A 26,979-nucleotide genomic window follows, 5' to 3' on the forward strand; every position below is an offset into this window, starting at 1 on the left:
ATACGTGCTCGATCGTTGATTTTGTTCCGTGAATCGATGGAGGAGGTTTGGCCTATGGTGCATCTGGAACCGTGGCTTGCCGTGGGCGTGTTGGTGTCTACGGCGGCTACGGATGCGGTTTATGTGATGTTCAATGCGGCGGTATCGTCGCAGAGACGGTTGCCGGCGGCTACCTGGAGTAGTGTCTGGTATCTGTTGTCGGCGTTTGCGGTGATCAGTTATACGAAGAACTGGGTGTATGTTTGCTTTGCTGCGGTGGGGTCTTGGATTGGGGCTTATGTGTCGATGACTGTGTTGCGGCGGGCTAAGGGGCCGAGGGGGCCGGAGGCTGTGTGATTGTGTGGGGAAGGGTAATGATGACGGCAACAGCAGATTCGCTTTGGGGATGAGAACAAGAAAGGCAAGGGCGAAGACAACAGCAGATTCCTCCGCTGCGCTGCGGAATGACAACAAGAAAACAGGCAACAGCAAAAGCTATGGGAGCGGATCAGTTGGTCAGCGTTTCTTTAGAGCTTCCAGTTCGTCGAGTGTGCGAGGCCAGTCTTTGCCCAGGAGGCGGGAGAGACTGCGGTCGGCGAGGATTTTGCCGTTGGTCTGGCATTGGGCGCAGTAGTTGGTCTCGTTGTCGGCGTAGCGGATGCGCTGGATGGGCTGGCCGCAGGTGGGGCAGGGTTGTCCGAAGCGACCGTGAACGGCCATGTCTTTGCGGAAGGCTGTGACTTTTTCGGGGAAGGCCTGGGCAGCTTCGGCGTTGAGGCGGTCGATCCAGAGTTGGAGAGTTTCGCGGGTGGCGGTGAAGAGGCGTTGCCATTGGGCTGGATCGAGCTTCGCGGTTTGTAGGATAGGTGACAGTTGGGCGGCGTGGAGGATCTCGTCGGAGTAGGCGTTGCCGATGCCCGAGAGGATGCGTGGGTCGGTGAGGGCTCGCTTGAGGGTGCGGTTTTCGGCGGTGAGGGCGGTGCGGAAGCCTTCGAGGTCGGTGGCGAAGACGTCGATTCCTCCGGGGTCTATTTCTTGTGCGGCGGCTTCGTTGGCGAAGAGATGGAGGGAGGCTCGGCGCTTGGAGCCTGCTTCGGTGAGGACGAGGGAGCCGTTGGGGAAGTCGAAGGCGGCGAGGTTGTTGCGGCCTCCGAGTTTTGCTCCGAGGGGGCGCCAGTGGAGGCGGCCGGCGATCATGAGGTGAAGGACGAGCCAGAGGCCGTTGTCGAACTCGAAGACGATGCGTTTGCCGATGCGGTGGAGGGCGCGGATGGTGTGGTTTTCGGTCTCTTCGATGCGGGGCTGGACAGTGCGGAGGAGGAAGGGGCTTGCGATGCGGAGGTGGGTTAGCGGCTGGCCTACGATGCGCGGGGCGAGGGCGGAGAGGTAGGCGGTGATGTCGGGAAGTTCCGGCATGGGTTTGGAGAGATGATAACGATTGCGGTGGGATTAGCTGCTTTTTTCTATGACGGAGTCGGGGTGTTGGGCGTACTCGGCCCAGGAGCCGTCGTATAGGGTTACGTTTTGTGCGCCGGCTACTTCGAGGCTGAGGGCGATGACTGCGGCGGTGACGCCGGAGCCGCAGGTGGTGGTGATTGGTTGATGTAGGTCTACGTTTTTGGCGGCGAAGTATTCGCGGAGTTTTTCGGCTGGCTTGAGGTGGCCGTCTTCTACGAGGTCGGTGAAGGGCGTGCTGGTGGCGCCGGGCATGTGGCCGGAGCTTAGGCCGGGGCGGGGCTCGGGTGCTGTGCCGTTGAAGCGGGCGGCGGATCGGGCGTCGAGGACTTGCTGGTGGTGGGCGAGTCGATCCTTGAGTTGGGCGAGGTCTGCTACAGCGTTGCGGTTGAGGTTGGCGTGGAAGGTAGCGGGAGCGCGGTGGACGGGGCCGGATTCGGTGGGGAGGCCGGAGTCTATCCATGTGCGGAGGCTGCTGTTGAGGACGTAGACGTTTTGGGCGCCGAAGGTGCGGAGCATCCACCAGGCGCGGGGGGCGGAAAAGACGCCGTGCTGCTCGTAGATGACGATGGTGCTGGTGTCGGAGATGCCGAGGGCGGACATGCTGCGGGAGAAGTTCTCGGGTGTGGGGAGCATGTGAGGGAGTGATGTGGCGTGGTCGGAGAGCTCTTCGATGTCGAAGAAGAGTGCGCCGGGGATGTGGTGCTGGAGATAGTGGGCGCGGGTGTCGACCGGCGGGGTGACGCCGACGGGGGGGAGGGTGGCGTCGAGGACGATGGTCGAGGGGTCTTCGAGGCGGGCGGCCAGCCAGGAGGGGGCGACGAGAGGGTTCATGGAGATAGATTACTGTGCGCCGGAGTGGGAATGAGCGAGGGGGGCCGGCTATGTGGATGTGGGTCAGCGGTTGGGGGATTATCTCGGAATGTCTTTGCACATTTGCATGCAACTGTGTGCATAAGAGCAAGCGTTAATTGCGTTGCAACTCTACAGGACCGAAGGAATGAACGCCTTTTCGACGCAGCGAGTTGCACTGATGGGTACCACGTTATCGCAGTGGATTTCCTTTGGCTGGCTAATTGCCTTTAGAAGCTCGTTCGACGCGACTCTATCGAGGTAAAACCATGAAAAGAATTTTGTCTCTCTTTGCGGTGGGGGTGCTTTCTCTATCTGCGCACAGGGTTCTCGCTGACGGCATCGGTACATCGGTCACCGGATCTCTTGCATTCCAGGGGTTTCCAATCAATTTCTTTGACCCAGCAAACGAAGGGGTCCCTGCGGGTTTTGGCAACCATGCGGGGACTAAGGTGACCATAGGCTCCGAGACTGAGTTTGGATATAGAGACGCGGCTAATTTGGATACCGCGAATTTTACTGGCTCGACCCTTACTCTCTCGGACACGGGATTTGGTGAAGGCCAGGCTTCCTTTGTAATGAAGTTCACTGACCCTGACTTTACTGGCTTTTCGATGATATCGAATGGTCTAGGTGTGAACTTTTCGTTTGCGGGAGATACGCTGACCGTCAAGTTCGATGGTGGGGACTTCACGGGTAGCGAAACGACTGTGCTTGCCTATGCTCCCAATCAAAGCCAAACCGGAGTGACTCCAGAGCCTGCGACGCTGGCTCTGCTGGGAACCGGGATGCTTGCAGGTGCGGGCGTTGTTCGCAAGAGATTGTTTGCTTAGTTTCTGCGTGACCAAATGATGGTGACGCGCCGGGCGGCGAAGTCCGGCCTCTTTCGTCCAGGTCGACGCGACTCCTCCGAGAGTTACTAGGACAGTTCCATGGCGAATTGTTGGGACGGGTCGTAGGCGTTGGCTTTGGGTTCGGTGGAGAGGTCTAGGATGAGGCGCTCGAGGACGAGGAGTTTGTTGGCGGGGGAGCTGCGGAGTTCGAGGTCGGCGCGGGCTACGAGGCGGATGGCGCGGGTGAGTTCGCGGCGGGATTTGTAGCGGCGGGCTTGCTTGATGAGGTCTTCGGCGGCGAAGGGAGGCATGCGAAAGCCCTGCCAGAGGACCTGCCAGATAGCTCGGGGGTCGCGTACGTTTTTTTCCGAGATGATGAGCATCTGGCGGAAGGTGCGGGCGAGCATGTAGAGGTGGCCGATGGCGGCGTCTTCTCCACCGTCGGAGGCGTTGAGAAGGCCGTGAAGGAGGAGAAGAGCGCGGGGGCGGTCCTTGGCGGAGATGGCGTCGGTGAGTTCGTAGAGAGAGCGCTGCTTGGCGGCGAGGACCATGGTTTCTACGTCGCCGAGAGTGACGCGGTTTTTGGTCAGAGGTTGGACTGAGGGCGCGGTTAGAGAAGCGGGTTTCTCCACTGCGACGGCAGGTGCGCCGTCTCCGGTCGAAATGACAAGCTCATTATTTGGGTTGGAGAGAGACGGGGCTGAGACGTAGAGGAGGAGTTTTTCGAACTCACTGGCGATGAGCATCATGTCGGCGCCAAGGGCGTCGACCAGTTCGCGGGCGGCGTCGGCGTCGAAGCGGACAGAGCGGGATTCGGCGGAGGCGGTGACCCACTTGATGGCGTCGTTTTCGTCTACGCGGGCGAGTTCGACGGTGCCGCACCAATCGCCTAGTGTCTCGCGGATTTTTTCGAAGCGCTCTTTGTCTTGATAGTCCATCTTGCGGAGGTCGGTGGGGATGCGGAGATGGTCTGCGACAAAGAGGATGAGAGCTTGTGGGTTGGGCGAGCGGAAGTAGGCGTCAATGGCGGCGAACTCTTCTTTTTTGCTGCCGCGGCCGTAGAGCGTTTTGAGGTTTCGTACGAAGAGGACCTGGAAGGGCGCCATGAGGGATGGGGTCTGGGCACGGTCCAGGACTTCGAAGATGCTGGTCTCGGCGAGGTCAAGATCGTGGAGGCAGAAGTCGCGAGTATCTTCGGGAGCGAGGGTGGCGAGGACGGCTTTGCGGCAACGATCGTAGAGGAAGACCTCGTCGCCGAGGAGGACGTAGGCGGATCGGAGGGTAGCTGGGGAAGCGATCTCTGCAATGAACCGGTCGACTGAGGCGAAGGACTTGAGAGAGGCCATTAGAACGACTCCAGCATATCGCTTACGACGGCCTGGGCGAAGTCTTTTGCGACGCGGTTGACTGCGTGGTTATCTTCCTGGATGAAGCCGCTGAGGTCCTGGGTGGATTGGTACTGCTCGTGGTAAACGAATCCGTCGTTGCGATAGAGGACATGGCCGTCGTGGGCAGTGAGGAGGACTCTGGCGGTGATGGTGATGAGGTAGCTGGAGGATTGGCCGGTGGCGCCGTCGTAGGTGAGGGGGGCGACGGTCTGGGAGACGATGGTGCCTTTGAGGGTGGCGTCGGCGGAGTCGGAGTCGGAGGTGAGGATGCGGTATTTGGTGCGGGTGTTGAGCTCGCGGATGGTGGCCTGGGTGAAGGCCATCTCGGTGTGGAAGGCCTGCGCGTTGGTGGTGAAGACCGGGACGGCGAGGGTGCGGACGCTGGCGGGGATGTTGGTCGCGGAGCCGGCCTGATGGTAGCCACAGCCGGCGAGCGTGAGGAGAAGGATCGGGGTCAGGAGGCGCATGCGTCTTGTTTCTATTGTCGCATTGCTGCGGTGGCGGGGTTTTTCTGCGGAAAAAAGTTGGACGGTGGAAAAGAGTTGTTTTTATTGGGGGTTTTTGGGAAATACGTGTGCAGAACGTGGTGTTTTGGTGGTGAGAACGTGGTGGGATGCATGGTGAACGTGGTGTTTTGGATGGTGCGTTTTGAGGCAAGAAAAATGTGACACGGTTTTGAAATTTATTTTGAGGGGATGCGCTGGAGGTGAGTGTCTTTGAAGAACGTGGGGTATTTGAGTCCGAAGCCGAGGAGGCGATCGATGGCGATGTGGGCGACCCAGATGAGCGCGATCGCTGAGGGGAGCTGCCAGTGCTTGATGTAACCGGTTAGAAGCAAGATCAAGGGGAGGGTCAGGGTATGGACGAGGTTGTAAGCTGCCGCTCCGAGGCGAACGTTGGCCAGGTAGCCGAGCATGAAGAGGTCGGGAGCGAGGAAGAGGAGGGCGAAGAGAGGCCAGCTGTAGTGGAGATGCTGGTAGGCGACGATGGGGAGGATGAGGAGGGCGGCTTCCTCGATTCGCAGGAGGATGGATGGCTGGGTGAGCATAGGAGATTTTATACGCGATCACCTTGGATTCGGTGGTGCGGGGATGGACGAATTGCATCATACGGGCAGTACGCAGAACGGAAGAACGACAAATCAGGTTTTAAGGACTTCCTATGTATCACCACGTAAAGAAGCTAATGTATACGGTCAATATCGGGGAGCCGGATGTCCGATTCGGCAATATGTTGTTGGAGCAGTTTGGGGGCGCGAACGGAGAGCTGGCCGCTGCGATGCAGTACACAATTCAGGGATGGAACTGTGTCGACGATCTGGGGCGAAGAGATTTGCTGCTGGATATCGGGACGGAGGAGTTGAGCCATCTGGAGGTTGTTGGTGCGTTGATTCGGATGCACCTTGCGCCACTGAAGACGAATCGTGAGGCGGCGGAGGCTGATCCGCTGGTGACGATCGCAGGCGGTGGCGGCGTTGGGTTGTTCGATTCGATGGGGAACGCGTGGACCGCGAACTATCTGAAGATTACCGGCGAGATTGATGTGGATCTGAGGAGCAATATTGCGGCGGAGGCTCGGGCGAAGATTGTGTATGAGCGATTGATCGACCATACCGACGATCCAGGATCGATCGATACGCTGCAGTTCCTGATGACTCGGGAGATTACGCATATGAAGGCGTTTCAGGCGGCGCTGGATAGTATCGAGAAGACACCTTTCTCGGTAGGATTGCTGAAGCCCACGCCCGGGATTGTGGATGAGTACTTCAACGGGTCTACGGGTGATGGCAGTGAGGGGGAGACGGATATGCATGGGCCGTGGACCTCTTCGTTTGGCCTGCATCCGGTGGAGTCGCAGATGAATGGTGGCAAGGGTCTTTCGGTCGGCGACATCGACGGTAAGATCAATGGCGAAGATCGGGGCAAGCAGGATGAGGCTCAGAAGGCCACGACCTCAGTGGCGGATGAGGCCATTGGGAAGCAGCTTGCTGGCGTTGGAAGTAATGGTCATGGAGCGAGCCGGAGTTCGCGGACTCGGGAGTAAAGCAACGGCGTGCTGCGCGCACGGCGCGATCTGCCATCGAGGCTGACGCGCCTTCGGCGCCTTTGCTGGTGTTGCGGAAAAGGAAATGGCAGCCTTTAGCGGCTGCCATTTTTGTTTCCGTTTAGTTGCTGATGCGTGTTAGGCGGGGCTTGGTTGGCCTTCGCCGAAGCCGGGCTTGCGTCCGCCTTCCGGCTTGAGGATCTTCTGGGTTTCGCCACCGTTGCCTGGGTCTACGCCGGAGAGCGCGGACTTGGCTGCGGGAAGCTCCTTGCCCTCGATGATCAGCTTGATCTCGGCGGCATCCAGGGTCTCACGCTCCAACAGGGCTGCTGCCATGCGGTGCATGATGTCCTGGTTCGACTCGAGGATGGTGTAAGCCGATTTGTAGCCGGCGTCCACGAAGCTGCGAACCTCGGCGTCGATCTGCTTGGCGGTGTCGTCGGAGAAGTCGCGGTGCTGGCCGATCTCCCGTCCAAGGAAGACCTCCTGCTCCTTCTTGCCATAGGTCATGGGACCCATCTTGGACATACCGAACTCGCAGACCATCTTGCGGGCCAGTTCGGTGGCGCGCTCGATGTCGTTGCCGGCACCGGTGGTCATCTGCTTGAGGAAGATCTCTTCTGCGCAACGTCCGCCCATGAGGGTGGCCATGCGGGTTTCGAGATAATCTTTGGTGACGGTGTGCTGGTCTTCCTCGGGAAGGTAGACGGTAACGCCGAGAGCCATGCCGCGCGGGATGATGGTGACCTTGTGGAGCGGGTCAGAGTGCTCGCGCAATGCGGAGACGAGCGTGTGACCGGCCTCGTGATAGGCGGTGACGCGCTTCTCTTCGTCGGTGAGGAGCATGGACTTGCGCTCGGCACCCATCATGACCTTGTCCTTTGCTACTTCGAAGTCATACATGTGGACTGACTTTCTGTTGTAGCGGGCGGCGGTGAGGGCAGCCTCGTTGACCATGTTGGCTAGGTCAGCGCCGGAGAAGCCCGGGGTTCCGCGAGCGAGGATGTTGAGGTTCACATCTTCGGCCATGGGGACTTTCTTGGAGTGGACCTTGAGAACTTCTTCGCGGCCACGGATGTCGGGACGGTCGACGATGACGCGACGATCGAAGCGGCCGGGGCGGAGGAGAGCGGGATCGAGAACGTCGGGACGGTTGGTCGCAGCGACGAGAATGACACCGTCGTTGGACTCGAAGCCGTCCATCTCGACGAGGAGTTGGTTGAGGGTTTGCTCGCGCTCGTCGTGTCCGCCGCCGAGGCCTGCGCCACGGTGACGGCCTACTGCGTCGATCTCGTCGATGAAGATGATGCAGGGGGCGTTCTTCTTGCCCTGCTCGAAGAGGTCGCGGACGCGGGATGCGCCGACGCCTACGAACATCTCCACGAAGTCAGAACCGGAGATGGAGAAAAAGGGAACGTTGGCTTCGCCGGCTACTGCGCGGGCGAGGAGGGTCTTGCCTGTGCCGGGAGGTCCGACGAGGAGAACGCCCTTGGGGATGCGGCCGCCGAGGCGCTGGAACTTCTGCGCTTCGCGGAGGAACTCGATGATCTCCTTGAGTTCTTCCTTGGCTTCATCGACGCCTGCGACATCCTTGAAGGTGATTTTCTTCTGCTGCATGGAGAGCAGACGAGCGCGCGACTTGCCGAAGCTCATGGCCTTGTTTCCGCCGGACTGCATCTGGCGGAGGAGGAAGAACCAGAGGCCCAGGAGAAGGGCGAAGGGCGCGATGGAGATCAGGAGGCTGAGCCACTGGTTGGGGCTCTGATCTTTGATGGTGATGTTGACGCCGTGATCGCGGAGCGTCTTGTACATGTCGGGGTAGTTGCCCGGGATGGTGGTGTGGAAGAGATTCTTCGCGTCGTCGCGGTAGTGTCCAGTGACCTCAGCACCGTTGACGATGACGTCCTGGATCTTGCCCTGGTCGGCATCGTTGAGGAGGGTGGTGAGGCTGATGTTCTTTTCCTGAGTGCCGCCGGTTGTTTTGACGACAACCTGCCATAGGAACACGAGGCAGGTGATCATGAAGACCCAGATCAGAATTTGTTTGACGGTCGAGTTCAAGCGAATTTCCTCATTTTTTTTCTAGTCTGCAGCTGCCTCGAAATCGACTGGCACTTGTCAGACAGAGTCTTCGCAAGCGAAGACGTACAACGGTTAGACGGCGGCTTTGAGGGAAGGTTCTGTGCTGGTGGGATATTCCTGATTGTCAGCAAAAACCCTGCCTCGGTCAAGTATTTAGATTCTACTCTTGACGGAACGATTCGGGGGTTTGATGCGGGAAATAATGATGTGACTTTAGGGTGATGGGGGTTGGGGTGGTTTGGGGGTGTTCGTGCTGGGTTGGTGGAATTTTGTCAGCGGGGAGGATGGGGTGGAGAGCGGATTGCGTGCTTTGCTTGTTGGTGATGATTTGAGGGGAGTTATTTGTCGCGATAGAGGCGAAGTTCGCGGGGGGAGCGGTCGGCGCGCAGGCCGCTGGGCAGGTGGAGGACCGTTCCGGTGCGGGCGGCTACGGTCGGGTCGGGGCGGGAACCGCAGAGGGCCAGAAGGCGGGAGGTTTCGTCGAAGGTGAGGCGGGCGCCGAGTTGGCGGGCCGCGGCGCGGAGGACTCGGCGGCGGAGGGCGGGGTCGAGGGTGCGGAGACGGTCGAGTTCGATGGAGACGGCGGATTGGCCTGGCGTGGTGCTGACGGCTCGGCCACCGCCTCGGACGGGTTTGCCGGGGAGGAGGAGTTGGGGGAGGATGCGGGTTAGTTCTGATTGCCAGCGGGACTCTTCTTCGCGGGCCAGCTCCGCCATGTTGGCGAGGGTTTGGTCGAGGTTTGGGTTGTAGGTGCGGAGCTGGGGGAGGAGCTCGTGGCGGATTTTGTTGCGGGTGTAGGCGGTGTCGGTGTTGGTGGAGTCGGTGCGCCAGGGTTGGTTGAGTTGGGTAAGGTAGGCTTCGATGTCGGCGCGGCGGGTGTTGAGGAAGGGGCGGAGGATCTTTCCTTTTTGTTGAACGATAACTGGGTGGATCGCGCTTAGGCCCTCGGTCCAGGCTCCGCGTAGGAGCTTCATGAGGACGGTTTCGGCTTGGTCGTCGAGGGTGTGGGCGGTGAGGATGGTGTCGGCGTGGCCGGAGGCGAGGAGGGTGGTGAAGAAGTCGTAGCGGAGATTGCGGGCGGCTTCTTCGATGGTCTCGGGATCACCAGCGGCTCGGGTTTCGGAGACGCGTTGCGGGACGCTGGTTTGGTGGAGATGTAGGGGGATGTCGTGGGCGATGCAGAGGTCTTCGACGAAGCGCTGGTCGGCGTCGGCTTCTTCGCCGCGTAGGCCGTGGTGGACGTGGGCGGCGGAGAGGCCGATGCCGAGGGACTCGCGTGCGGCGTGGAGGGTGAGGAGGAGGGCCACGGAGTCTGCGCCTCCGGAGATGGCTACGGAAAGACGGTCGCCGGGTTGGATTTGTGTGCGGTCGAAAGGCAGGGTGGGCTTGGCAGTCATTCGACTTCATCTTACCGTCGAAAACTTCGAGCAGAGATGTGGTTGCGGGTGGGCCACAACACGTAGAGGTTTGCGAGCATCTTGTATACTTCGCAGGTTATGCGAGTATTTGTGATTCTTCCGGCAGCAGGGATTGGGACGCGGATGGCCGCGGGTGGTGCGTCGACGGCGGCGCCGAAACAGTTTCTTGAGATTGGAGGGGTGCCGGTGCTGGTGCGGTCGGTGCGGGCGTTTCTTGCGGTGCCGAGAGTGGATGCGGTTTGCCTGGCGGTGCGGGCGCATGAGCGCGAGCGGGTAGAGGCGCAGATGGAGGAGTACAAGCTGGGGCCGCGCGTGCACATGGTGGAGGGCGGGGATAACCGGCAGCATTCTGTGGCGAATGCACTGGCTGCGCTGGACTGTGATGCGGACGATGTGGTGCTGGTGCATGATGCGGTGAGGCCGTTGATCGACCCGGCGACGATTGAACGGACGATCGATGCTGTGGTGAAGCATGGCGCGGCGATTGTGGGGTTGCCGGCGGTGGATACGATTAAGCAGGTGGAGCGGACGGCGGATGGGGCGATCGTGACGGCGACGATTCCGAGGGAGCGCATTGTGCAGGCGCAGACGCCGCAGGGTGCGCGGTTCGGATTGTTGCGGGCGGCGTTTGCGGAGGCCGAGGTGGATGGGTTTTCGGGCACCGATGAGGCGAGTCTGCTGGAGCGGGCTGGAGTTGAGGTGGCCGTGGTGCAGGGCGCGGCGAGAAACTTCAAGATTACGCAGCCGGGGGATATTGAACTGGCGGAGTTTTATCTGGGGTTGGTGAAGGCTTGAGAATCTGCAGCTGGGTGCGATGGCGCTCGAGTTCGCAGAACGTGGGAAGATAGCTTATGGGCATGAGGATTGGTTACGGATATGACTCGCACGCGTTCAAGGCAGGTGTGCCGCTGGTGATTGGCGGGCTTGCGATTGAGCATCCAGAGGGGCTGGCTGGCCACTCGGATGGAGATGTGTTGCTGCATGCGATTACAGACGCGTTGCTGGGTGCTGTGAGCGCGGGGGATATCGGGACGTTCTTTCCGCCGAGTGATCCGCGGTGGAAGGGGGCTGCGTCGAGCGTGTTTTTGCAAACGGCCCTGGAAGAAGTGGCGACGGCGGGATACAAGATTGTGAACATCGATACGGTGCTGGTGATGGCGAAGCCGAAGATCGTGCCGATTGCCGGGGAGTTGCGGGAGAGCGTGGCTACGCTGCTGGGCGTGAAGCCGGGTGAGGTGGGGATCAAGGCGAAGACGCCGGAGGGATTGGACCAGGACCATGTCGCAGTAGCGCATGCGACGGTGCTGCTGGAGAGCCTGGGGATTCCGGAGTCTGTGGGTGTGATGGCTGCTACGGCTGAGGATGAGATCGATGTGGTGGTGAAGACGCTGGTGGGTGAGACGCGAAGCGTTTCGGCGCTGGGGCGAAAGGTAACTCCGTTCGATACGGATGATCTGACGTAGCGGCGCTCTTCCGTTTGAGAGAAACCTCGCGCTTAGCTTTTGACGATGGCGAGGGCGAATCCATCGTAGCCTTTGCTGCCGACGGTCTGGAGCGCGGTTGCGTCGAGGCGTGGATGGTTGCCGAGGCGCTCGAGAAAAGTTCGGGTTCCGGTGACGCTGGCGTCGGTACTGGCGGCGTCGAGGATTGCGCCCTCGCGGATGACGTTGTCTCCGATGATGAGGGTGCCGGGTCGTGAGAGTTTGAGTGCCCATTCGAGATAGTTGGGGTTGTTGGGCTTGTCGGCGTCGAGGAAGATGAGGTCGAAGGGGTCGGTCATGTCGGCGTGGAGGCGGGCGAGGGATTCGAGTGCGCTGCCGACCCTGATCTCTACGAGTGACAGCACCATCTGGCTGGCCCGCGCTCTGCCGCCCTACGGCCGTCTCATCACACTCGAACTCGGATAGGCCGGCGCGCTCGATGTTTTCGGCGGCGACTTTGGCGTGTTTTGGATCGTATCCGCCGAGGGTTCCGATTTCGAGAATTCGCCTCGCTCCCTGAATGCGCGCCAGCAGATGAAGGAGTTTGCCCTCGTTGGGGGCTACGTCGATGGCGGGAAGCCCGGTGTGTGTGTTGGCCGCGACTGCCTCGTTGAGCGCTAGATCGGGATGAACGAGAGTGTCTGTGAGGTAGCGTTCGACGGAGGTCCAGAGATCCTGATTCATATGGTGTGAGGATAAGGGCGAGTGGCTGTGTGGGCAAATTGCGTTTTGAGGTCGGCTTGGGTTCGTGGAGATGCTAGCGTGTTCGTAGAGAGTTGTTAGTACGAGGAGTCAGGATGCGAATCGGTTTGGGTTTGATGGCGGCTTTGGTTTTGAGTGGAGCGGCGAAGGGGCAAACGGTGAGCGATGCGAGTTTGCAGCCACGGGCTAGCAAGGTTGCGAGTTGTTCTCCTGGTGGCGATGCAGAGTGGCTGACGCCGGCGGAGAAGACCTGCTATGCGACGACGCCGGACTATGCGGAGACGATGGCTTATTTGAAGCGCGTGCAAGCGGCCGCGCCGGGGCAGGTGCGGATCGAGCCGTTTGGGAAGACGGGCGAGGGGCGAGAGCTTGATGTGGTTGTGGTTTCGCGCGATGGGGTGTTCGATCCGGCGGCGATTCATGCGGCGAAGAGGCCGATCGTTCTGGTGCAGAACTCGATTCATGCAGGGGAGATGGACGGGAAGGATGCTTGTCTTGCGCTGTTGCGCGATATGGTGATCGCGAAGACGAAGGCTGGCTTGTTGGAACGTGCGGTGTTTGTGTTTATTCCGATCTACAACGCGGATGGGCATGAGCGGAGGAGTGCGTACAACCGGATCAATCAGGATGGACCGGCGGAGATGGGTTGGCGGGGAAATGGAACGAACCTGAATTTGAACCGCGACTATCTGAAGGCGGATACGCCAGAGACGCGGGCGTTCATGGCGATGTTTCATCGCTGGCTGCCGGATTTTTTTGTAGATGACCATGTGACGGATGGGGCGGATTATCAGTACGACGTTACGTTCACGATCGACGATGGGCCGAATGTGCCGAACGGCACGGCGAAGTGGGTGGATGAAGTTGCGACGCCAACGCTGGAGAAGTACGTGGATGCGCATGGGCATCTGGCTTCGCCGACGTACATCAATCTGGTGAATGACAAAGATCCGGCGGATGGGCTGGGTTTCAATGATGATCCGCCGCGGTTTTCGACAGGGTATGTGGTTTTGGAAGGACGGCCGGGAATGCTGGTCGAGTTACATATGTTGAAGGATTACAAGACTCGGGTGACGGGGAACTACGAGATTCTTGCGGGGCTGATGGAGTTGATGAATCGCGACGCGGATAAGGTGATCGCGTTGAATGCCGCGGCGGATAAAGAGGCGGAGGATCTGGGGGCTCATCCGTTGGGTAATGTGCGGTATCCGCTGGCGCTGGGTTGGGGTGGGGAGACAACACCGTTTTTGTTTCGCGGTTACAAGTACACGCGGGAGTTGAGTGCGGTTTCAGGCGCGATGCGGGTGGAGTATTCGCATGAGCCGTGGAATGTTTCGCTGCCGTTTCAAAAGGGCTTCAAGGTGACGGCGGATGCGAAGGTGCCGGCTGCTTACATTATTCCGGTGCAGTGGACGAAGGTGATTGATGTGCTGGCTGCGCACCAGGTGGAGATGGAGCGCACGACGGCAGCGTGGACTGGGGATGTAGAGACGTACCAGTGTGCGGGGATGGCGTGGCAGGAGCCTCCGTTTGAGGGGCGGCATCCGACATTTAATGGTGAGGCGTCGCACGATCCGGGGAAGTATGGGAGCTGCGTGGTGGTGCGGGAGAAGATGAATTTTCCGGCGGGGTCGGCGGTGGTGCGGCTGAATCAGAGGCTGTCGAAGGTGGCGCTGGAGTGGCTGGAGCCGGCGGCGCCTGACTCTGCGCTGCAGTGGGGATTCTTCGATTCGATCTTTGAGCAGAAGGAGTACGGCGAGGCGTATGTGTTGGAGTCGCTGGCGCGAGAGATGATGGCGAAGGATCCGAAGTTGAAGGCGGAGTTTGAAAAGAAGGTGGCGAGCGATCCGGCGTTTGCGGGGAATGCTTATGCGAGGCTGGAGTTTTTTTATGACAGGACGCAGTGGTTCGCAGCGAACCGGGTCGGGCAATATCCGGTGGGGCGTTTGCTGAGTCTTGAGGGAGTGCCGGTGGCGCGGTGATTGCTGGTTGATGTTCTAAGATGGTGGCCTTCAGGAACGAGGTGAGCGATGCACGATCTTGTGATCGATCTTGTGATTATTGCGGTGTGCGGAGCGGTGGGCGGCTTCGTGAATGTGTTCATCGGCGACTCCGGGCTTCACCTGCCGACGATCGAACAGGGTATCTTTCGCCCTGGATACATGGGTGTCGTGATCGTTGGGTTGGTTGCGGCCGTTGGTGCGTGGCTTGCGACGCAGACATCTTCTCTGACGGGGAACATGACGCCGTCACCGCCGGTTGCGCTGAGGTTGTCTGAGCTGAGCACCGCGATTATTGTGGGTTTCGGCGGGGCGCGATGGTTCAAGTCGGAGGCCGAGACAACAATCTTTCGCAAGACGGCGGCGGTTGCTGCAGGGAAGTCGGCCGATAGCGGTGCGGCTGCGACGATCGCTTCGGGAACTGCATTTGAGGCGCTGTCGGCGGCCAATCGAATGCCTTGACCGAAATGACAAGGCTTCTCCTGGGTGGCCACGCGGCTGGCGTGAAATATCGTATGTCAGAAGTCGCGTTGTCACTATAGACTTTTTCTATTCTGTTTTTTCTTTTGAGGGATTGATGAGAATCAAGATCGTGCTGGTGCTTTGTCTGTTGGCGGTTGGTCGAGGAATGCTTGGGCAGGCTGCTCCAGCGTCGAGTCAAGAGGAGTTCATTAAGTCACACTATGCAAAGTTTGAATACCGGATTCCGATGCGGGATGGGGTGAAGTTGTTCGTGTCGGTGTATACGCCACTGGCTGGCGCGTTCAAGGATCCGGGGCCGTATCCGTTTTTGATGACGCGGACGCCGTACAGCTGCGCGCCGTATGGCGAAGATCAGATGCCGAAGCGTCTGGGGCCGAGCGAGGACCTTCTGGAGTCGGGCTATATCTTCGTCTGTGGAGATGCGCGCGGACGGTTTGAGAGCGAAGGCGTGTTTCAGGAGATGAATTCGCATATCGACGATAAGAAGTCGAACAAAGACGTAGATGAGTCGACGGATATGTACGACACGGTCGAGTTTCTGCTGAAGCATGTGGAGAATAACAACGGCAAGGTTGGGATTACGGGGATCAGCTATCCGGGGTTCTATACGTCGGCGAGCATTATCGATTCGCACCCGGCGATCAAGGCGGCGAGCCCACAGGCTCCGATGACGGATCTGTTCTTCAACGACGATGCGTACCATGGCGGCGCGTTTATGTTGTCGGCCAACTATGGGTTCTATATTTTCTTCAAGCCGCAGAAGAATCCGACGTTGCCGGATAAGGGAGAGTATTCGGAGCCCAGCGGGCCGGATAGTTACAAGTTTTATTTGAAGGCGGGACCAACAGAGAATCTGGATAAGAGGTTCGATGGGACGAACTTTTTATTTCACGACCAACTTGTGCATACGACGTATGACGACTACTGGAAGAAGCGCAATCTGTCGGTGCATATGAAGAATGTTCATGCGGCGGTGATGACCGTCGGCGGTTGGTTTGACGCAGAGGATCTTTCGGGACCGTTCAAAACGTTTCATGCGATCGATGAGTTCAATCCGGGGGCAGTGAATACGCTGGTGGTTGGACCCTGGACGCATGGTGGTTGGGCCCGGGCAGACGGTGACCGGCTGGGGGATGTGACTTTCAATTCGAAGACGTCGCTGTTTTTCAGGGAGCAGATTCAGTTTCCGTTTTTTGAACACTATCTGAAGGGGCATGACGGCGGGGTGTTGCCGAAGGCTTATGTGTTTGAGACGGGCAGCAATGTCTGGAAGAAATATGATGCATGGCCACCTAAGTCGGCGGCTGCAAAGACACTTTACTTTCATGATGGTGGCAAGCTGAGCTTCGATGCTCCTACGGAGAGCGCTGGGGTGGATGAGTATGTGAGTGATCCGGCGCATCCGGTGCCGTTTGTGGGGTACACAACGGATACCGTGCCGCAACGATATATGGACGACGATCAGCGGTTCGCTTCGCGGAGGCCTGATGTGTTGACCTACGAGACCGATCCGCTGACTGAAGATGTGACGATTGCCGGGCCGGTGCGACCTAAGTTGAAGGTGGCTTCTACCGGGACGGATGCGGATTTTGTGGTGAAGCTGATCGATGTCTATCCGAATGATTATCCCGATCCGCCTGCCGATGCCGTTGGCAAGCGAGTGTTAGGAGCGGCTCCGGTCTTGATGGGTGGATATGAGCAGCTGGTGCGGGGCGAGCCGATGCGCGCGAAGTTTCGCGATAGCTGGGAGAAGCCTACGGCGCTGACGCCAGGGAAGATGGTCGAGGTGAACTCGGAGATGCCGGATGTTAACCACACTTTCCGCGCGGGGCACCGGATTATGGTGCAGGTGCAGAGCTCATGGTTTCCGTTGATCGATCGGAATCCGCAGACTTTCGTGGATATACCGTTTGCGAAGCCGGCGCAGTTTGTGAAGGCGACCGAGAGCGTTTATCGGAATGCTGGCGCGGCGAGTGGCGTTGAGGTGCTGGTGGTGCCGCAGCACTGATTTGAGAGGAAACGATGAAGCTGACGGGCGATCGTGAGAGTTCTTCGCGATCGCCCGTGGTGTTTAGCCGCGGAAGGCTGGTCCGCCGAAGGGTGTGCCTACTGATCCGCCGTCTACGAAGAACTCGACAGCGTTGACGTAGGAGGAGTCGTCGGAGGCGAGAAAGAGGATTGCTTTAGCGAGCTCTTCTACTTTGCCGAAGCGGCCCAGGGGAATGGTGGAGGAGATGCGTTTTGCGAGTTCCGCGCTCTCTTCGGTGGAACGTTCGTTGCGGCTCCAGATGGGGGTTTCCGTTGCCCCAGGGGCGACGACGTTGACGCGAATGTTTCGTGAGGCGAGGTCACCGGCGATGGAGCGTGCCATGCCGCGCAGGCCAGCTTTGCTGGCGGCATAAGCGGCGTAGCCGGGCTGGCCAAGAGTGCCGATGACGGAGCCGTTGAAGATGATGGAGGCGCCATCGTTGAGCAGGGGGACGGCGGCTTCTACGGTGAAGAAGGCTCCGGTGAGATTGATGCGAATAATGTTTTCAAAGACGGCTTCGTCGGTGCTGCCGGTTTTGGTCTGCCCGGCGATTCCTGCGTTGGCGAACACGATGTCGAGATGGCCGAAGTCTTTCGCGATGCTGGCGAAGAGATCTTTGCGGGCGGCTGAGTCGGTAACGTCGGCGCGGTAGGCTTTGGCTTTAGGGCCAAGCAGCTTGACGGCTTCGTCGAGGGTCTTCTGGTCTCGGCCTGTGATGGCGACTTCTGCGCCTTCCTTGATGAAGAGCTGAGCGGTGGCGAGGCCGATGCCGCTGTTACCGCCTGTGATGAGAGCTTTCTTTCCTGCGAGTTTCATTGGTTCCTTCTCCTTACTTCGGGATCATTGACTTTGAGTACGAGTCGTTTGAGTTGGTGGCGACTCAGAGCTGATATTTCTATGCATGATGATTGTCATGCATGTTGTACTTGTAAGCATGATGCTTATCATGAATAATGTCAAGAGCGAGGATTTGGAGGTTTATGTGATGAGATATCCGGCGGCCGAGACGGCGGAGAAGCACGAGAGGATTTTGAATGAAGCGGCGCGTCTATTTCGCGAGCGGGGATTTTCAGGCGTGAGCGTGAGCGAGATTATGAAGGCGACGGGTTTGACGCATGGGCCTTTTTATAACCACTTCGATTCGAAAGAAGCATTGATGGCCGATAGCGTGCTGCGCGGCATGCAGACGACGCTTGATGGACTGGACGCGACGGAGGGTTCTGCGAGAGGCTGGGCTGAGTATGTGAAGAAGTATCTGAGTGTGGCTCATCGCGATGCGTGCGGTGCGGGATGCACGATGGCTGCTCTTGCAGCAGAAGTGCGGCAGGAGCCGCATGTGCGAGGACCATTCACGGCGCGGCTGAAGGCGGTGGTGGAGAAGATGGCATTGCACTTTCCGTGGAGCTCGAAGAAAACGGCGCGGGGGGATGCGATTCGGGCGCTGTCGTCGATGGTTGGTGCGATGGTTCTGGCTCGGGCGGTGGATGATGATGCTTTTGCGGAAGAGATCCTGAAAGAGGCGCGAAAGGGGTTGGTGTGACCGCTTTCGCGTCGCTTTGGAGATCAGGCTTTGGCGAAGGGGTGTTCTAGGGATGGGCTTTGTGGGGTGAACAACTTGCCGCCTTCTTCGGTTAGGTGCCAGTCATCTTCGAGGCGGACGCCGAATTCGCCGGGGAGGTAGATGCCTGGTTCGTCGGAGAAGCACATGCCGGGTGCGAGCGGGGTGGTGTTGCCGCGAACGAGGTAGGGCCATTCGTGGCCATCCATGCCGATGCCGTGGCCGACGCGGTGGGTGAAGTGTTTGTAGTCGGGGCCGTAGCCGGCGGCGGTGATGAGGTCGCGAGCGGCGGCGTCGATGGCCTGGCATTGGACGCCGGGGCGTGCGGCGGCGAGGGCGGCGGATTGGGCTTTGAGAACGATGTCGAAGACCTTGCGGGCTTTGTCGAGTTTGGGGATGGTGGGGTCGCCGAGGACGAAGGTGCGGGAGATGTCGGATTGATAGCCTTCGACGGTGCAGCCGTCGTCGATGAGGATGATCTCTCCTTCGCGGATGATCTGCGGTTGAAGGGAGCCGTGGGGGAGCGCGGAGTACTCGCCAACCTGGCAGCTGGCGTCGCCGCTGACGCCGCAACGGGTGTAAGCGGTGTCGACGAGTTGCGAGAACTGGCGGTTGGTCATGCCGGGTTGTGCGGATTCGTAGCAGGCTTTGTAGACAGAGAGGGTGATGTTGTTGGCGAGCTGCATAAGGGCTAGTTCGGCGGGGGTTTTGATGCTGCGGCAGCCGTAGGTGATGGGTGTAGCGCTGGTGGTGGTGAGAGTGGGGCTGGCGTGAGCGATGCCGTCGGCGAAGACGAATTGGGTGCGCTCTTCGATGCCGATCTTTCCAGTGGCGAGGCCGGATTCCTTGAGAGCTTTGGCGAGGAGCTGGTAGGGGTCTTCGTCTTCGTTCCAGGTGTAGACGCGGGTGGTGGAGGCGGAGGGGAGGGTGGCGGGTTTGGCCTCCATGCGCTCGCGTACGCGGCCCTCTTCGAAGACGGGGCAGACGACGAAAGGTGCGCCGGTGGCGGGAAGGGTCCATGCGAAGAAGCGCTCGGACTGACCCCAGCGTAGGCCGGTGAAGTAGGTGAGGGACGTGCCGGTGGTGATGACGATGGCGTCGATCTTGTTCTGGTGCATGAGGGCGCGGGCGCGGTCGAGGCGCTGCTCCCGCTCGGCGAGGGTGATTGGGGTGGCTTCGGCGCGGCGGTTGGAGAGGGCTGCGATGGCAGGTGGTAGCTTTTCTGGTTGGGAGGATTGGGCGGCGAGCGCAAGGGTTGGAGTGGCTGCGGCGGCGGCAGAGGCTAGGAGAAAGCGGCGGCGTGTGGGCATGGGTGGGAATAGTGTACGGGGGAGTTGACGGGGCGTGAACTAAGATTAGTGGTGAGGATATTTGATCGATGGCGATGATTACGACGGTGCAGCAGCACATTTTGCAGCAGCAGCAAGCTGCTCTGAAGGCGACGGGGCGGGAGGCGTCGGGGACGTTCAGCTGGTTGCTGAGTGGAATTACGCTGGCTGCGAAGATGGTCGAGGCGAAGATTCGCTCGGCGGGATTGAGCGATGTGCTGGGCGCGTTTGGCGCGGAGAATGTGCAGGGGGAGCAGCAGCAAAAGCTGGATGTGTATGCGAATCAGGCGCTACTGCATTGCTTGGGATTGAGGGATAGCGTTGCTGCGCTGGTGAGTGAAGAGGATGAGCAGCCCGTGACGTTCAATCGCGATGCCGAAACCGGGAAGTACATTATCGTGTTCGATCCGCTGGATGGGTCGAGCAACATTGATGTGAATGTGAATGTGGGAACGATCTTCAGCGTGCTGCGGAGGATGCCGGCGGAGTTGGGGACGTTGGAGGAGTCGATTTTGCAGCCGGGGTTTCGGCAGGTGGCGGCGGGGTATGTGGTGTATGGGCCTTCGACGGTGCTGGTGTATACGACCGGCAATGGAGTGCACGGGTTTACGCTCGATCCGACGATTGGGGCGTTTGTGTTGAGCAACGAGAAGATGCAGATGCCAGAGCAGGGAAGCTACTACTCGGTGAACGAGGCGAATGCGGCGGGGTGGCCGGAGGAGTATCGCGGGTATGTGGAGATGCTGCGGACAGGGGGATTGCAGAAGGAGTACAGCTCGCGCTATATCGGGAGCCTGGTGGCGGACTTTCACCGGACGCTGCTGAAGGGGGGAGTGTTTTTGTATCCGCCAACGTTGAAGCAGCCGAAGGGCAAGCTGCGGTTGTTGTACGAGGCGAATCCGCTGGCGTTTATCGCGGAGCAGGCGGGCGGGATGGCGACCAGTGGCGCTGGGAGGATCCTGGATATTAAGCCCGAGGGGATTCATCAGCGGACGCCGTTTTGTGTAGGGAGCAAGCGCGAGATGGAGGCGCTGGTGGCGGCGGTGAGTCCGGCGGGGGGGAAGTGAAATTCTTCGTTGCAGAGGTGATTGACATTCGCGAGGAGTCGCGTGTGGCGGGGCGGCAGCGATGGCAGATGGCGCTGGATAGGACGGAGTTTGGGGCCGGCGATGTGGGTGTGCTGGAGGCGGTAGCTCGCAGTGGGGCTAAGTTGGTGGTGCCAGTGCTTGAAGTGGTGATGGAGGCGGGTGAAGTGTGGCATTTAGTGGAGAAGCCACTGGCCGCGGGTACGACGGTGACGGGGCGAGTGGGTGAGTCGGTCGATTGATGTTGGATGTTTTCGGATTGACGCGTGCGGTTGAGTCGTAAGGGTTGTTGCTGATACACTCGGAGATGTTGTTTCGGCTGCGTTGTGCCTGCGAGAGCGGTGTGCGATGCGGGTTTGGTGGGGGGCTGTAGCTCAGTTGGGAGAGCGCCTCGTTCGCAACGAGGAGGTCAGCGGTTCGATCCCGCTCAGCTCCACCATAGGATCAATTCTTAAATCAGAAGATCTGTGGCCAATAGCGAGGAATTGCTACGGCCTATTCGCGTCCTCTAGCCGCTTTCTCATCTCTCATGACAACTGCTTACAATGTCTTCGAGGTGAATCATGCAAAAGCGTCCCTTAACGGCTGTCCTTCTCCTGGTAACGAGCCTGTCTGCGTTTGCCGGAACGAAACTCGAAGGTACGACGACTCTCAAGGATTTCCAACCCTATGGAGTCAAAGATACAGAGCACAAACATCAGGGGTATGATCTTGCTTTTGAGGCCAAGGGCAAGAGTTATACCTGTCGGACCGACCCGAATAAATCTATGAACGCAACGGATTTTGTGGTTGGCACAGACGTGACATACAAGATTGACGGCAACAAGGCAAAGATTAAGACTCCACAGAATAAAGAGGTGGAGTGCAAAATCGTCCGTGTGGAGGCCCTACAGAAGCTGCAGTAGGTGTTGCAAGAAAGCTCTTCCGCGAAGGAAGCCTCTTAGTTTGTTGTGACGCCGCCAAACCGTCGATTCATTCCGATTCCGAGATTTTTGTCTCTGTGCGATTGTCTATTCGCTGAGTGGCGTGAGTAAGTCAGCAGATTGAGTGGGCGACTGCAGCTTCAAGATGAGAATCTGGCGTTGGAAGGGTGGGAGCCAGGTTCTGTACGGAACGGGTGCGAACTGCGAATCCGTCACGCATGGCCCCTTTTGATAAGCAAGGAAATAGATCGGATGAACGCTTGGTGTAAGAGGATCGAAGAGTCTAGCGCAGTCGGGTGGAAGACCAGGGGGAGCATATTGCAGCTCGATCCCGGCGGGAAGCTTTACTCGAGGATCGACCACCGTGCCGACATTGTCGATTTGGGTGAATCCGTCATACTCAAACCCGGCTTGAAACTGTGACGAGGAGATGTTTGCTTTGTGGAGCGTGTCGATGGCCGCGACGCGTGCGTTGTGCATGGCGAACCAGTCGTGAGTGCCTAAGATTGTGAAGATGGAGAAGGCCGCCAGCGTCGCGTAGCTCAACGCAGGCAGGCGGGGAGACACACGATCTTGATAGAGGCGCAGGAGACCTAGAAGAGTCAGAACGAAGAGGGACATGAGGTAGCGATCGTAAGTGTTGGCCCAGGCGCTTGGAATAGCAAGCAGCAGAATGTAGGCCACGGCGAAGGGGCCGAATAGATGGAGCAATGTCTTCGATGACAGGGCTGCGGGAGGGACAGAGGTGTTTGTGTTTTCTTTGAGGAAGAGAATGCAGTAGAAGAAATTTACCAGGGCGGCGATTACCACAAATGATGCAATCACCCGGCCCGTGTGATTGAACGTCGCGGGAGCGGCGCCAATGAGGCTGTTGTTGGGGAACTCCACAACGCCCAGGCGGTCTACCATGTAGCCTGTCCATGGCATGAGACCTTTTTCCAGATCATGAATGGTGATGAATCGGAATAGATCTGTAGCTACGAGAGCGATCAAGGTGAGAAGGCTAATGATCCCCGCTCGAAATCTCGGAAGCATTTTAAGCCAAGCCGCCAGTACGGGAAAAGTTAGAAGCGCGAGACAAAGTGCCAGGGCAGAGGTGTGGTCGATTAGCTGACGAGTGGTCTGCAGATTGATTGGTCCCTGGATGAGCGGATAGGGGACGGAGTATGGCTGGTGCTTGAACCACTGCATGCAGGCATAAATCGATACGGCACCGATGAGCCATAGCGCAGCGCCGGTGAAAAGAGCGCCGCGGCGTCGACGGAGCATCCACGCAGTGGTTGGAACCAAGACGAGCACGGATAACCAGGCGATCTGTCGGGCCGTTCCACCGATTGTTCCGGCGATGCCTGCGCTAATGAGCCACGCCAGCATGGCACGATCGCTGACTGCGACATAGGCTCGGAGGCACAGATAGATGCAGAGCAGAATGACGAAGAAGCCGCAGGTGTCGCTCATGAAGCTAACTGAGAATGGAGCGATGATTGGCGAGAGGCCAACTGCCATGGCTCCGAAGTTAGCGTTGCGACGGTTGATGCCGGAGAGTCGGAAGATGGAATGTGCGAGCCAGACACAGATGGCGGAGAGGACTAAGGTCGACATGCGTGCGGCGGTTAAGGAGTAGCCGAAGAGCTTGAGAAACGGGTCGGCCCAAACTATCTGCCATCCAAGCATCGCCGTCGCCCAGCCGTTGTAGACAAGGCGCCCTGTCCTGGCGAAGACAAATGCTGTTCTGAGATAGGACCAGTCGTCGATCAGTCCGATTTCGGTGAAGGGTTTCGTAGACAGGACGGCCAGTACGGTGAATATGCTGCAAAATAGAGCATCTGCGCGGCCGTCTGCAAACCAACCTCTACCCGTTCCAGTTGCCATGCATTGTCCCTTCGATCTGCCATGTCGTACTGACGGCGATCGGTTTTGAGATCTGTATATTTCTCTGCAATCCCTGGAGACGAAGGCTCACAGGACTTCCAGATTGGCAGATTGTGTTCGTACGAGTGGCACAAGTTTTATGTGCGGTAATAAACCTGGCGGCTGCGGTTGTTGTTGTGACCATGGTGGGGAGGCAAGCTAACACGATCATTCGAAGGCGCAATTCGTAGAGGCGTTTCCGATCTTCGAGTTTTTATGACTATAGCAGAGATAAATGGCACTCCGACCAGGCTCTCAGCGTGCGGGTAGCCGCATCTGCGCGGGCCTGTTCTATGCTCTGCGGGTCTTTTCTTGCTGCAGAAGGCGGAACGTTACGAAGACTGCGGGAACGAGGAAGATGAGCGAACCCAGAACCCACATGATGACGGCTCCTGCGCGCTGGTCGGCGATTGGATCGATGTGGAAGGGGTTGGGACGCTCGAGGTAGTAGGTGTAGACGGGGCGGTCGCAGAAGGCGAGGAACGCGGAGAGGGCCGTGTTGACGATGTCCGCCAGGACCAGGTAAGGAAGCATGATCCAGCCGGGGTAGCGGGAGGTGGTGGGCCAGGGTCGGATGAGCGGCCACCAGAAGAGGATCGATGTGGTGAGGAAGCAGATGTGCTCGAACTCGTGCCAGTGTTCGTGCTCGAGGGCGAAGTCGTAGGCGGTGGGGATGTGCCAGACGAGGAAGGTGAGGTTCATTGCGAGCCACGCGACGACCGGCTTGGTGAGGAAGTGGCCGAGGGTGCGGAGCCACTTCATGCGCAGGAATGGGGCTAGCAGACGCACGGTGATGACGTGAGGGATGCCGCGGAGAAGAGGGACCTGAGGGTAGCCGAGGAGGAGAAGCGGCGGGACGAAGGACATCAGGAGGAGATGCTCGACCATGTGGGCGCTGAGGAGAGCGTCGGCGAAGCCATCCATTGGTGAGGCGATGGAGACCCAGATGGTGGCGATGCCGAGGTTGAATGTGACGAGGCGCCAGGTGGGGAAGAGCGCGGGTCTTGTCTTACGGATGGCGTACCAACCGCGCGTGTAGAGGATGGCGGTGAGCAACAGGGCCGTCGTGAGGAAGATCGGAGGGGACCAGTCGTTGAAGATGGCCCGGTATTCAGGAGACATTAGGGTAAGGATAGATCGAAGCGGGGACGCGTGCTGTGTGCGGTCGGGTTGAGATTACAGGGGATCGTTCGACCAGGCGATTCACGATGAGACTGTGAATCGCTTCGGGTCGGTTTTGTTGGTGGCTGAGCTACTGGTTATTGGTTGGAGGTGTGGCTGCAGCGGCTGAGACGACGCGGCGTGAAGCATCGACGGCGGGTTGGAGATCGTGGCCGTGCAGGGTGGTAAGGAATTTGACGAGCGCGGTGGTCTCGGAGGGGTTGAGGGCGTTGCCATAGGCGGGCATGTTGCCGCCGCCTTGCAGGACCTGACGGATGATCTGGTCTTCGGTCATGTGGGCGGCGACGGTGTCGAGTGCGGGACCGCGGAGGCCGCCTTCCCCGCCGATGGAGTGGCAGTTGCGGCACTGCTTGTTCTGAAGGACGATTGCGCCTTCGCGTTCGAGCGGAGTGCGGTTGTGGAGGTAAGCCACAGGGATGGGATCGCTGGTCCAGGCGTTCATGATGGGACTCCACGGCGTGTAGGTGCCGAGGTGAGTGAAGACGCCGAGCGAGACGGCCACGACGCTGACGATGAGGACGGCAGCAGGGCGGCGGGAGACGTGCTTCTCGCCTTCTCCTGAGAGAAGTGGAAGCAGGATGAGAGCTGCGATGCCGATAACCGGCATGATGAAGAGGACGGGAGTTTCGAGAGCAGGCGGGAGGTATGCGAGAACGGCGTAGAGCCAGAGGAAGAAGTAATCAGGCTTCGGGGCTGTCTCGATGATGGTGGGGTCGGGCTGCCCGGAGGGCCCGAAGGGACCGAACCAGAGCGCGCATGCGATGACGGCGCACATGATGGCTGCGGCGAAGATGGCGTCTTTCCAGGCGGCGTCGGGGACGAAGGGGATGCCGGTTTTCTTTTCGAGTTCGTGATAGTCGTTGAGGTAGGTTTTTTTGCTGACGAGTCGGCCGGGCATGGGGTAGTCGTTGATGCCGAGACGCAGGACCATCCAGACGTGCATGCCGACCATGGCGATCAGGATGCCGGGGATGACGAAGACGTGGAGGGCGAAGAAACGTGAGAGCGTATTGCCGGCGATGATGGGGCCGCCGAGCATAAGACCTACGAGTGGGCCGCCTATGAGCGGGACGCGGCTGAGAATGGAGGCGCCGATGCCGAGGCCCCAGTAGGCGTCCTGATCGAAGCGCAGAACCTGGCCGGTGAAGGCCATGCCGAGAGTTAGGAGCAGGAGAAAGACGCCGATGATCCAGGTAAGTTCGCGGGGGAATTTATAGGCGCCGAAGAGGAAGACCTGCACCATGTGGATGAGGACTATGGCGACCATGAAGTCTGAGCCCCAGCCATGCATCGCGCGCAGGAACCAGCCGAGCCGGACGTTATGGTCCAGAAATTGGAGGCTGTTCCAGGCGTTGCTGGCGGTTGGGGCGTAGACGAGCGCCAGCAGGATGCCGGTCATGACCTGGAGGACGAAGATGACGGTCGCGGCGCTTCCGAAGACGTACCACCAACTAGCGGTGTTGGCCGGGACCTCGTGCTCGGCTACTTCGATGAGCGGAGTGCCGAGTCCAAGGCGGGCTTCGAACCAGTTGTAGACTTCGAGGCCTCGTTGCTTTAGGTCTGGCATGAGCTGCACCTCGGCTGGGGTTGGTCGATCGCGGAGAGTTTGGCTGCTGCGCTACCTTTGATCTTTGTATCGATCTGGGTAAGAGGCGTGACGTTCTTTGCTTCGTTGGCGAGGGTTGGCATTCTGCCTGCGCTGATCATGAGGGTGCCGTTCGAGACTTTGTGCTGGTACTCGAAGAGGCCGCGTTCGGGCGGGCCTGATGCGCGGGCCCCGTCGGCGTAGTAGGCGCCGCCGTGGCAGGGGCAGAGGAAGAGTTTGGACTGAGCGAACCAGCGGACGGGGCAGCCGAGGTGAGCGCAGTTGATGGCGAATACCTGGAAGGTGTCGCCGGAGACGCGGCGGACCCACGCGGGGATGTCGCCGGTTTGGCCGTCCCAATCGGTGGTGATGGGATTGCGATAGCTGACGAGGCGAGTCTCGCCTTCGGGAAAGTTCGACAGTGGGCCGAGGTTGATCCATGAGTTGTCGGCGGAGGTCTTTTTCAGTGCAGGGCCGAGGAGGTAGCCGACGATCGGGATGGCGAGCACGACGCCGACTGCTCCGTTGACCATGAGGGCCAGCTTGAAGAGGAAGGTGCGACGCGAGTGGCCTGCGGCGATGCTTGGGTCTTTTACCGGTTCTGCAGTGGGCTCGGTCATGGTGTGATCGGTTTGTGGGAGCTGTTCACTGGGTATCATGGC

General features: G+C 59.3%; 26 protein-coding genes, 1 tRNA gene and 1 pseudogene. 13 read left to right on the forward strand and 15 right to left on the reverse strand.

What is annotated here, in order from left to right; genetic code table 11:
- The first annotated feature begins 54 nt into the window (after positions 1 to 54).
- Complete coding sequence (locus tag RBB76_RS15700; protein ID WP_183976040.1) at positions 55 to 336, forward strand: hypothetical protein; 282 nt, start codon at positions 55 to 57, stop codon at positions 334 to 336.
- A 159-nt stretch (positions 337 to 495) separates the two neighbouring features.
- On the opposite strand, the gene RBB76_RS15705 is transcribed toward RBB76_RS15700, so the two are convergent.
- The gene (locus RBB76_RS15705) at positions 496 to 1,395 is read right to left on the reverse strand and encodes an Fpg/Nei family DNA glycosylase (protein ID WP_429629867.1); all 900 of its coding nucleotides are present in this window, start codon (positions 1,393 to 1,395) and stop codon (positions 496 to 498) included.
- Between the two features lie 33 nt (positions 1,396 to 1,428).
- The gene (gene sseA, locus RBB76_RS15710; protein ID WP_429629866.1) at positions 1,429 to 2,268 is read right to left on the reverse strand and encodes a 3-mercaptopyruvate sulfurtransferase; all 840 of its coding nucleotides are present in this window, start codon (positions 2,266 to 2,268) and stop codon (positions 1,429 to 1,431) included.
- 287 nt (positions 2,269 to 2,555) lie between these two features.
- On the opposite strand from sseA, the gene RBB76_RS15715 reads away from it, so the two are divergent.
- Positions 2,556 to 3,119 (forward strand): PEP-CTERM sorting domain-containing protein, encoded by a 564-nt coding sequence (locus tag RBB76_RS15715; RefSeq protein WP_429629865.1) that lies wholly within the window; start codon positions 2,556 to 2,558, stop codon positions 3,117 to 3,119.
- A gap of 86 nt (positions 3,120 to 3,205) precedes the next feature.
- On the opposite strand, the gene holA is transcribed toward RBB76_RS15715, so the two are convergent.
- The 3 genes from holA to RBB76_RS15730 form a co-directional block, all read right to left on the reverse strand.
- On the reverse strand, positions 3,206 to 4,465 hold the full coding sequence (gene holA, locus RBB76_RS15720; protein WP_429629864.1) for a DNA polymerase III subunit delta: 1,260 nt from the start codon (positions 4,463 to 4,465) through the stop codon (positions 3,206 to 3,208).
- Positions 4,465 to 4,974, reverse strand: coding sequence for an LPS assembly lipoprotein LptE (gene lptE, locus RBB76_RS15725; RefSeq protein ID WP_429629863.1), 510 nt, complete (start codon positions 4,972 to 4,974; stop codon positions 4,465 to 4,467). The genes holA and lptE overlap by 1 nt, the downstream gene beginning before the upstream one ends.
- Positions 4,975 to 5,189: 215 nt before the next feature.
- Positions 5,190 to 5,555: a DUF4260 domain-containing protein gene (locus RBB76_RS15730; protein ID WP_429629862.1), complete on the reverse strand. Its 366-nt coding sequence runs from the start codon at positions 5,553 to 5,555 to the stop codon at positions 5,190 to 5,192.
- Positions 5,556 to 5,668: 113 nt separating this feature from the next.
- On the opposite strand from RBB76_RS15730, the gene RBB76_RS15735 reads away from it, so the two are divergent.
- Entirely contained in the window at positions 5,669 to 6,550 is an 882-nt protein-coding gene (locus RBB76_RS15735) for a manganese catalase family protein (protein ID WP_429629861.1), read from the forward strand.
- A gap of 138 nt (positions 6,551 to 6,688) precedes the next feature.
- Here RBB76_RS15735 and ftsH read toward each other — a convergent pair whose 3' ends face one another.
- Both ftsH and tilS read right to left on the reverse strand, forming a co-directional pair.
- Positions 6,689 to 8,611: an ATP-dependent zinc metalloprotease FtsH gene (gene ftsH, locus RBB76_RS15740; RefSeq protein ID WP_429629860.1), complete on the reverse strand. Its 1,923-nt coding sequence runs from the start codon at positions 8,609 to 8,611 to the stop codon at positions 6,689 to 6,691.
- A gap of 359 nt (positions 8,612 to 8,970) precedes the next feature.
- Positions 8,971 to 10,029: a tRNA lysidine(34) synthetase TilS gene (tilS, locus tag RBB76_RS15745; protein WP_429629859.1), complete on the reverse strand. Its 1,059-nt coding sequence runs from the start codon at positions 10,027 to 10,029 to the stop codon at positions 8,971 to 8,973.
- A gap of 99 nt (positions 10,030 to 10,128) precedes the next feature.
- On the opposite strand from tilS, the gene ispD reads away from it, so the two are divergent.
- Together ispD and ispF are read left to right on the forward strand one after the other, a co-directional pair.
- The gene (ispD, locus tag RBB76_RS15750) at positions 10,129 to 10,845 is read left to right on the forward strand and encodes a 2-C-methyl-D-erythritol 4-phosphate cytidylyltransferase (protein WP_429629858.1); all 717 of its coding nucleotides are present in this window, start codon (positions 10,129 to 10,131) and stop codon (positions 10,843 to 10,845) included.
- 56 nt (positions 10,846 to 10,901) lie between these two features.
- Entirely contained in the window at positions 10,902 to 11,513 is a 612-nt protein-coding gene (gene ispF, locus RBB76_RS15755) for a 2-C-methyl-D-erythritol 2,4-cyclodiphosphate synthase (protein WP_429629857.1), read from the forward strand.
- A gap of 32 nt (positions 11,514 to 11,545) precedes the next feature.
- Here ispF and RBB76_RS15760 read toward each other — a convergent pair whose 3' ends face one another.
- Both RBB76_RS15760 and RBB76_RS15765 read right to left on the reverse strand, forming a co-directional pair.
- Positions 11,546 to 11,899: an O-methyltransferase gene (locus RBB76_RS15760; protein ID WP_429629856.1), complete on the reverse strand. Its 354-nt coding sequence runs from the start codon at positions 11,897 to 11,899 to the stop codon at positions 11,546 to 11,548.
- A gap of 163 nt (positions 11,900 to 12,062) precedes the next feature.
- Positions 12,063 to 12,215 (reverse strand): annotated as a pseudogene (locus tag RBB76_RS15765) (methyltransferase); the annotation flags it as partial.
- Positions 12,216 to 12,328: 113 nt separating this feature from the next.
- On the opposite strand from RBB76_RS15765, the gene RBB76_RS15770 reads away from it, so the two are divergent.
- From RBB76_RS15770 to RBB76_RS15780, 3 genes are all read left to right on the forward strand, one after another.
- A complete protein-coding gene (locus tag RBB76_RS15770) occupies positions 12,329 to 14,215 on the forward strand; it encodes a M14 family metallopeptidase (protein ID WP_429629855.1) in 1,887 nt (628 codons plus the stop codon).
- Between the two features lie 48 nt (positions 14,216 to 14,263).
- A complete protein-coding gene (locus tag RBB76_RS15775; RefSeq protein ID WP_429629854.1) occupies positions 14,264 to 14,695 on the forward strand; it encodes a hypothetical protein in 432 nt (143 codons plus the stop codon).
- A 115-nt stretch (positions 14,696 to 14,810) separates the two neighbouring features.
- Entirely contained in the window at positions 14,811 to 16,724 is a 1,914-nt protein-coding gene (locus RBB76_RS15780; protein WP_429629853.1) for a CocE/NonD family hydrolase, read from the forward strand.
- A 63-nt stretch (positions 16,725 to 16,787) separates the two neighbouring features.
- On the opposite strand, the gene RBB76_RS15785 is transcribed toward RBB76_RS15780, so the two are convergent.
- On the reverse strand, positions 16,788 to 17,561 hold the full coding sequence (locus RBB76_RS15785; protein ID WP_429629852.1) for an SDR family oxidoreductase: 774 nt from the start codon (positions 17,559 to 17,561) through the stop codon (positions 16,788 to 16,790).
- 130 nt (positions 17,562 to 17,691) lie between these two features.
- On the opposite strand from RBB76_RS15785, the gene RBB76_RS15790 reads away from it, so the two are divergent.
- Positions 17,692 to 18,285, forward strand: coding sequence for a TetR/AcrR family transcriptional regulator (locus RBB76_RS15790; protein ID WP_429629851.1), 594 nt, complete (start codon positions 17,692 to 17,694; stop codon positions 18,283 to 18,285).
- A gap of 23 nt (positions 18,286 to 18,308) precedes the next feature.
- Here the strand turns inward: RBB76_RS15790 and RBB76_RS15795 are convergent, their stop codons facing one another.
- On the reverse strand, positions 18,309 to 19,613 hold the full coding sequence (locus RBB76_RS15795) for a M24 family metallopeptidase (protein ID WP_429629850.1): 1,305 nt from the start codon (positions 19,611 to 19,613) through the stop codon (positions 18,309 to 18,311).
- 68 nt (positions 19,614 to 19,681) lie between these two features.
- Between RBB76_RS15795 and fbp the strand changes: the two genes are divergently transcribed.
- From fbp to RBB76_RS15815, 4 genes are all read left to right on the forward strand, one after another.
- Positions 19,682 to 20,698, forward strand: coding sequence for a class 1 fructose-bisphosphatase (fbp, locus tag RBB76_RS15800; RefSeq protein ID WP_429629849.1), 1,017 nt, complete (start codon positions 19,682 to 19,684; stop codon positions 20,696 to 20,698).
- Positions 20,695 to 20,958 carry a hypothetical protein gene (locus RBB76_RS15805; protein ID WP_429629848.1) on the forward strand — a complete coding sequence of 88 codons (264 nt, stop codon included), beginning with the start codon at positions 20,695 to 20,697 and terminating at the stop codon, positions 20,956 to 20,958. The genes fbp and RBB76_RS15805 overlap by 4 nt, the downstream gene beginning before the upstream one ends.
- A gap of 121 nt (positions 20,959 to 21,079) precedes the next feature.
- A tRNA-Ala gene (locus RBB76_RS15810) sits at positions 21,080 to 21,155 on the forward strand.
- Positions 21,156 to 21,279: 124 nt separating this feature from the next.
- Positions 21,280 to 21,621 carry a hypothetical protein gene (locus RBB76_RS15815; RefSeq protein WP_429629847.1) on the forward strand — a complete coding sequence of 114 codons (342 nt, stop codon included), beginning with the start codon at positions 21,280 to 21,282 and terminating at the stop codon, positions 21,619 to 21,621.
- Between the two features lie 105 nt (positions 21,622 to 21,726).
- Here the strand turns inward: RBB76_RS15815 and RBB76_RS15820 are convergent, their stop codons facing one another.
- From RBB76_RS15820 to RBB76_RS15835, 4 genes are all read right to left on the reverse strand, one after another.
- The gene (locus RBB76_RS15820; protein ID WP_429629846.1) at positions 21,727 to 23,511 is read right to left on the reverse strand and encodes a hypothetical protein; all 1,785 of its coding nucleotides are present in this window, start codon (positions 23,509 to 23,511) and stop codon (positions 21,727 to 21,729) included.
- Between the two features lie 330 nt (positions 23,512 to 23,841).
- The gene (locus RBB76_RS15825) at positions 23,842 to 24,672 is read right to left on the reverse strand and encodes a cytochrome c oxidase assembly protein (protein ID WP_429629845.1); all 831 of its coding nucleotides are present in this window, start codon (positions 24,670 to 24,672) and stop codon (positions 23,842 to 23,844) included.
- 130 nt (positions 24,673 to 24,802) lie between these two features.
- The gene (locus RBB76_RS15830; protein ID WP_429629844.1) at positions 24,803 to 26,299 is read right to left on the reverse strand and encodes a cytochrome b N-terminal domain-containing protein; all 1,497 of its coding nucleotides are present in this window, start codon (positions 26,297 to 26,299) and stop codon (positions 24,803 to 24,805) included.
- Positions 26,287 to 26,976: a ubiquinol-cytochrome c reductase iron-sulfur subunit gene (locus tag RBB76_RS15835; RefSeq protein ID WP_429629843.1), complete on the reverse strand. Its 690-nt coding sequence runs from the start codon at positions 26,974 to 26,976 to the stop codon at positions 26,287 to 26,289. The genes RBB76_RS15830 and RBB76_RS15835 overlap by 13 nt, the downstream gene beginning before the upstream one ends.
- Between the last annotated feature and the right edge of the window lie 3 nt (positions 26,977 to 26,979).

Source organism: Tunturiibacter psychrotolerans (assembly GCF_051013365.1).
Classification (GTDB): Bacteria; Acidobacteriota; Terriglobia; order Terriglobales; family Acidobacteriaceae; genus Edaphobacter; species Edaphobacter psychrotolerans_A.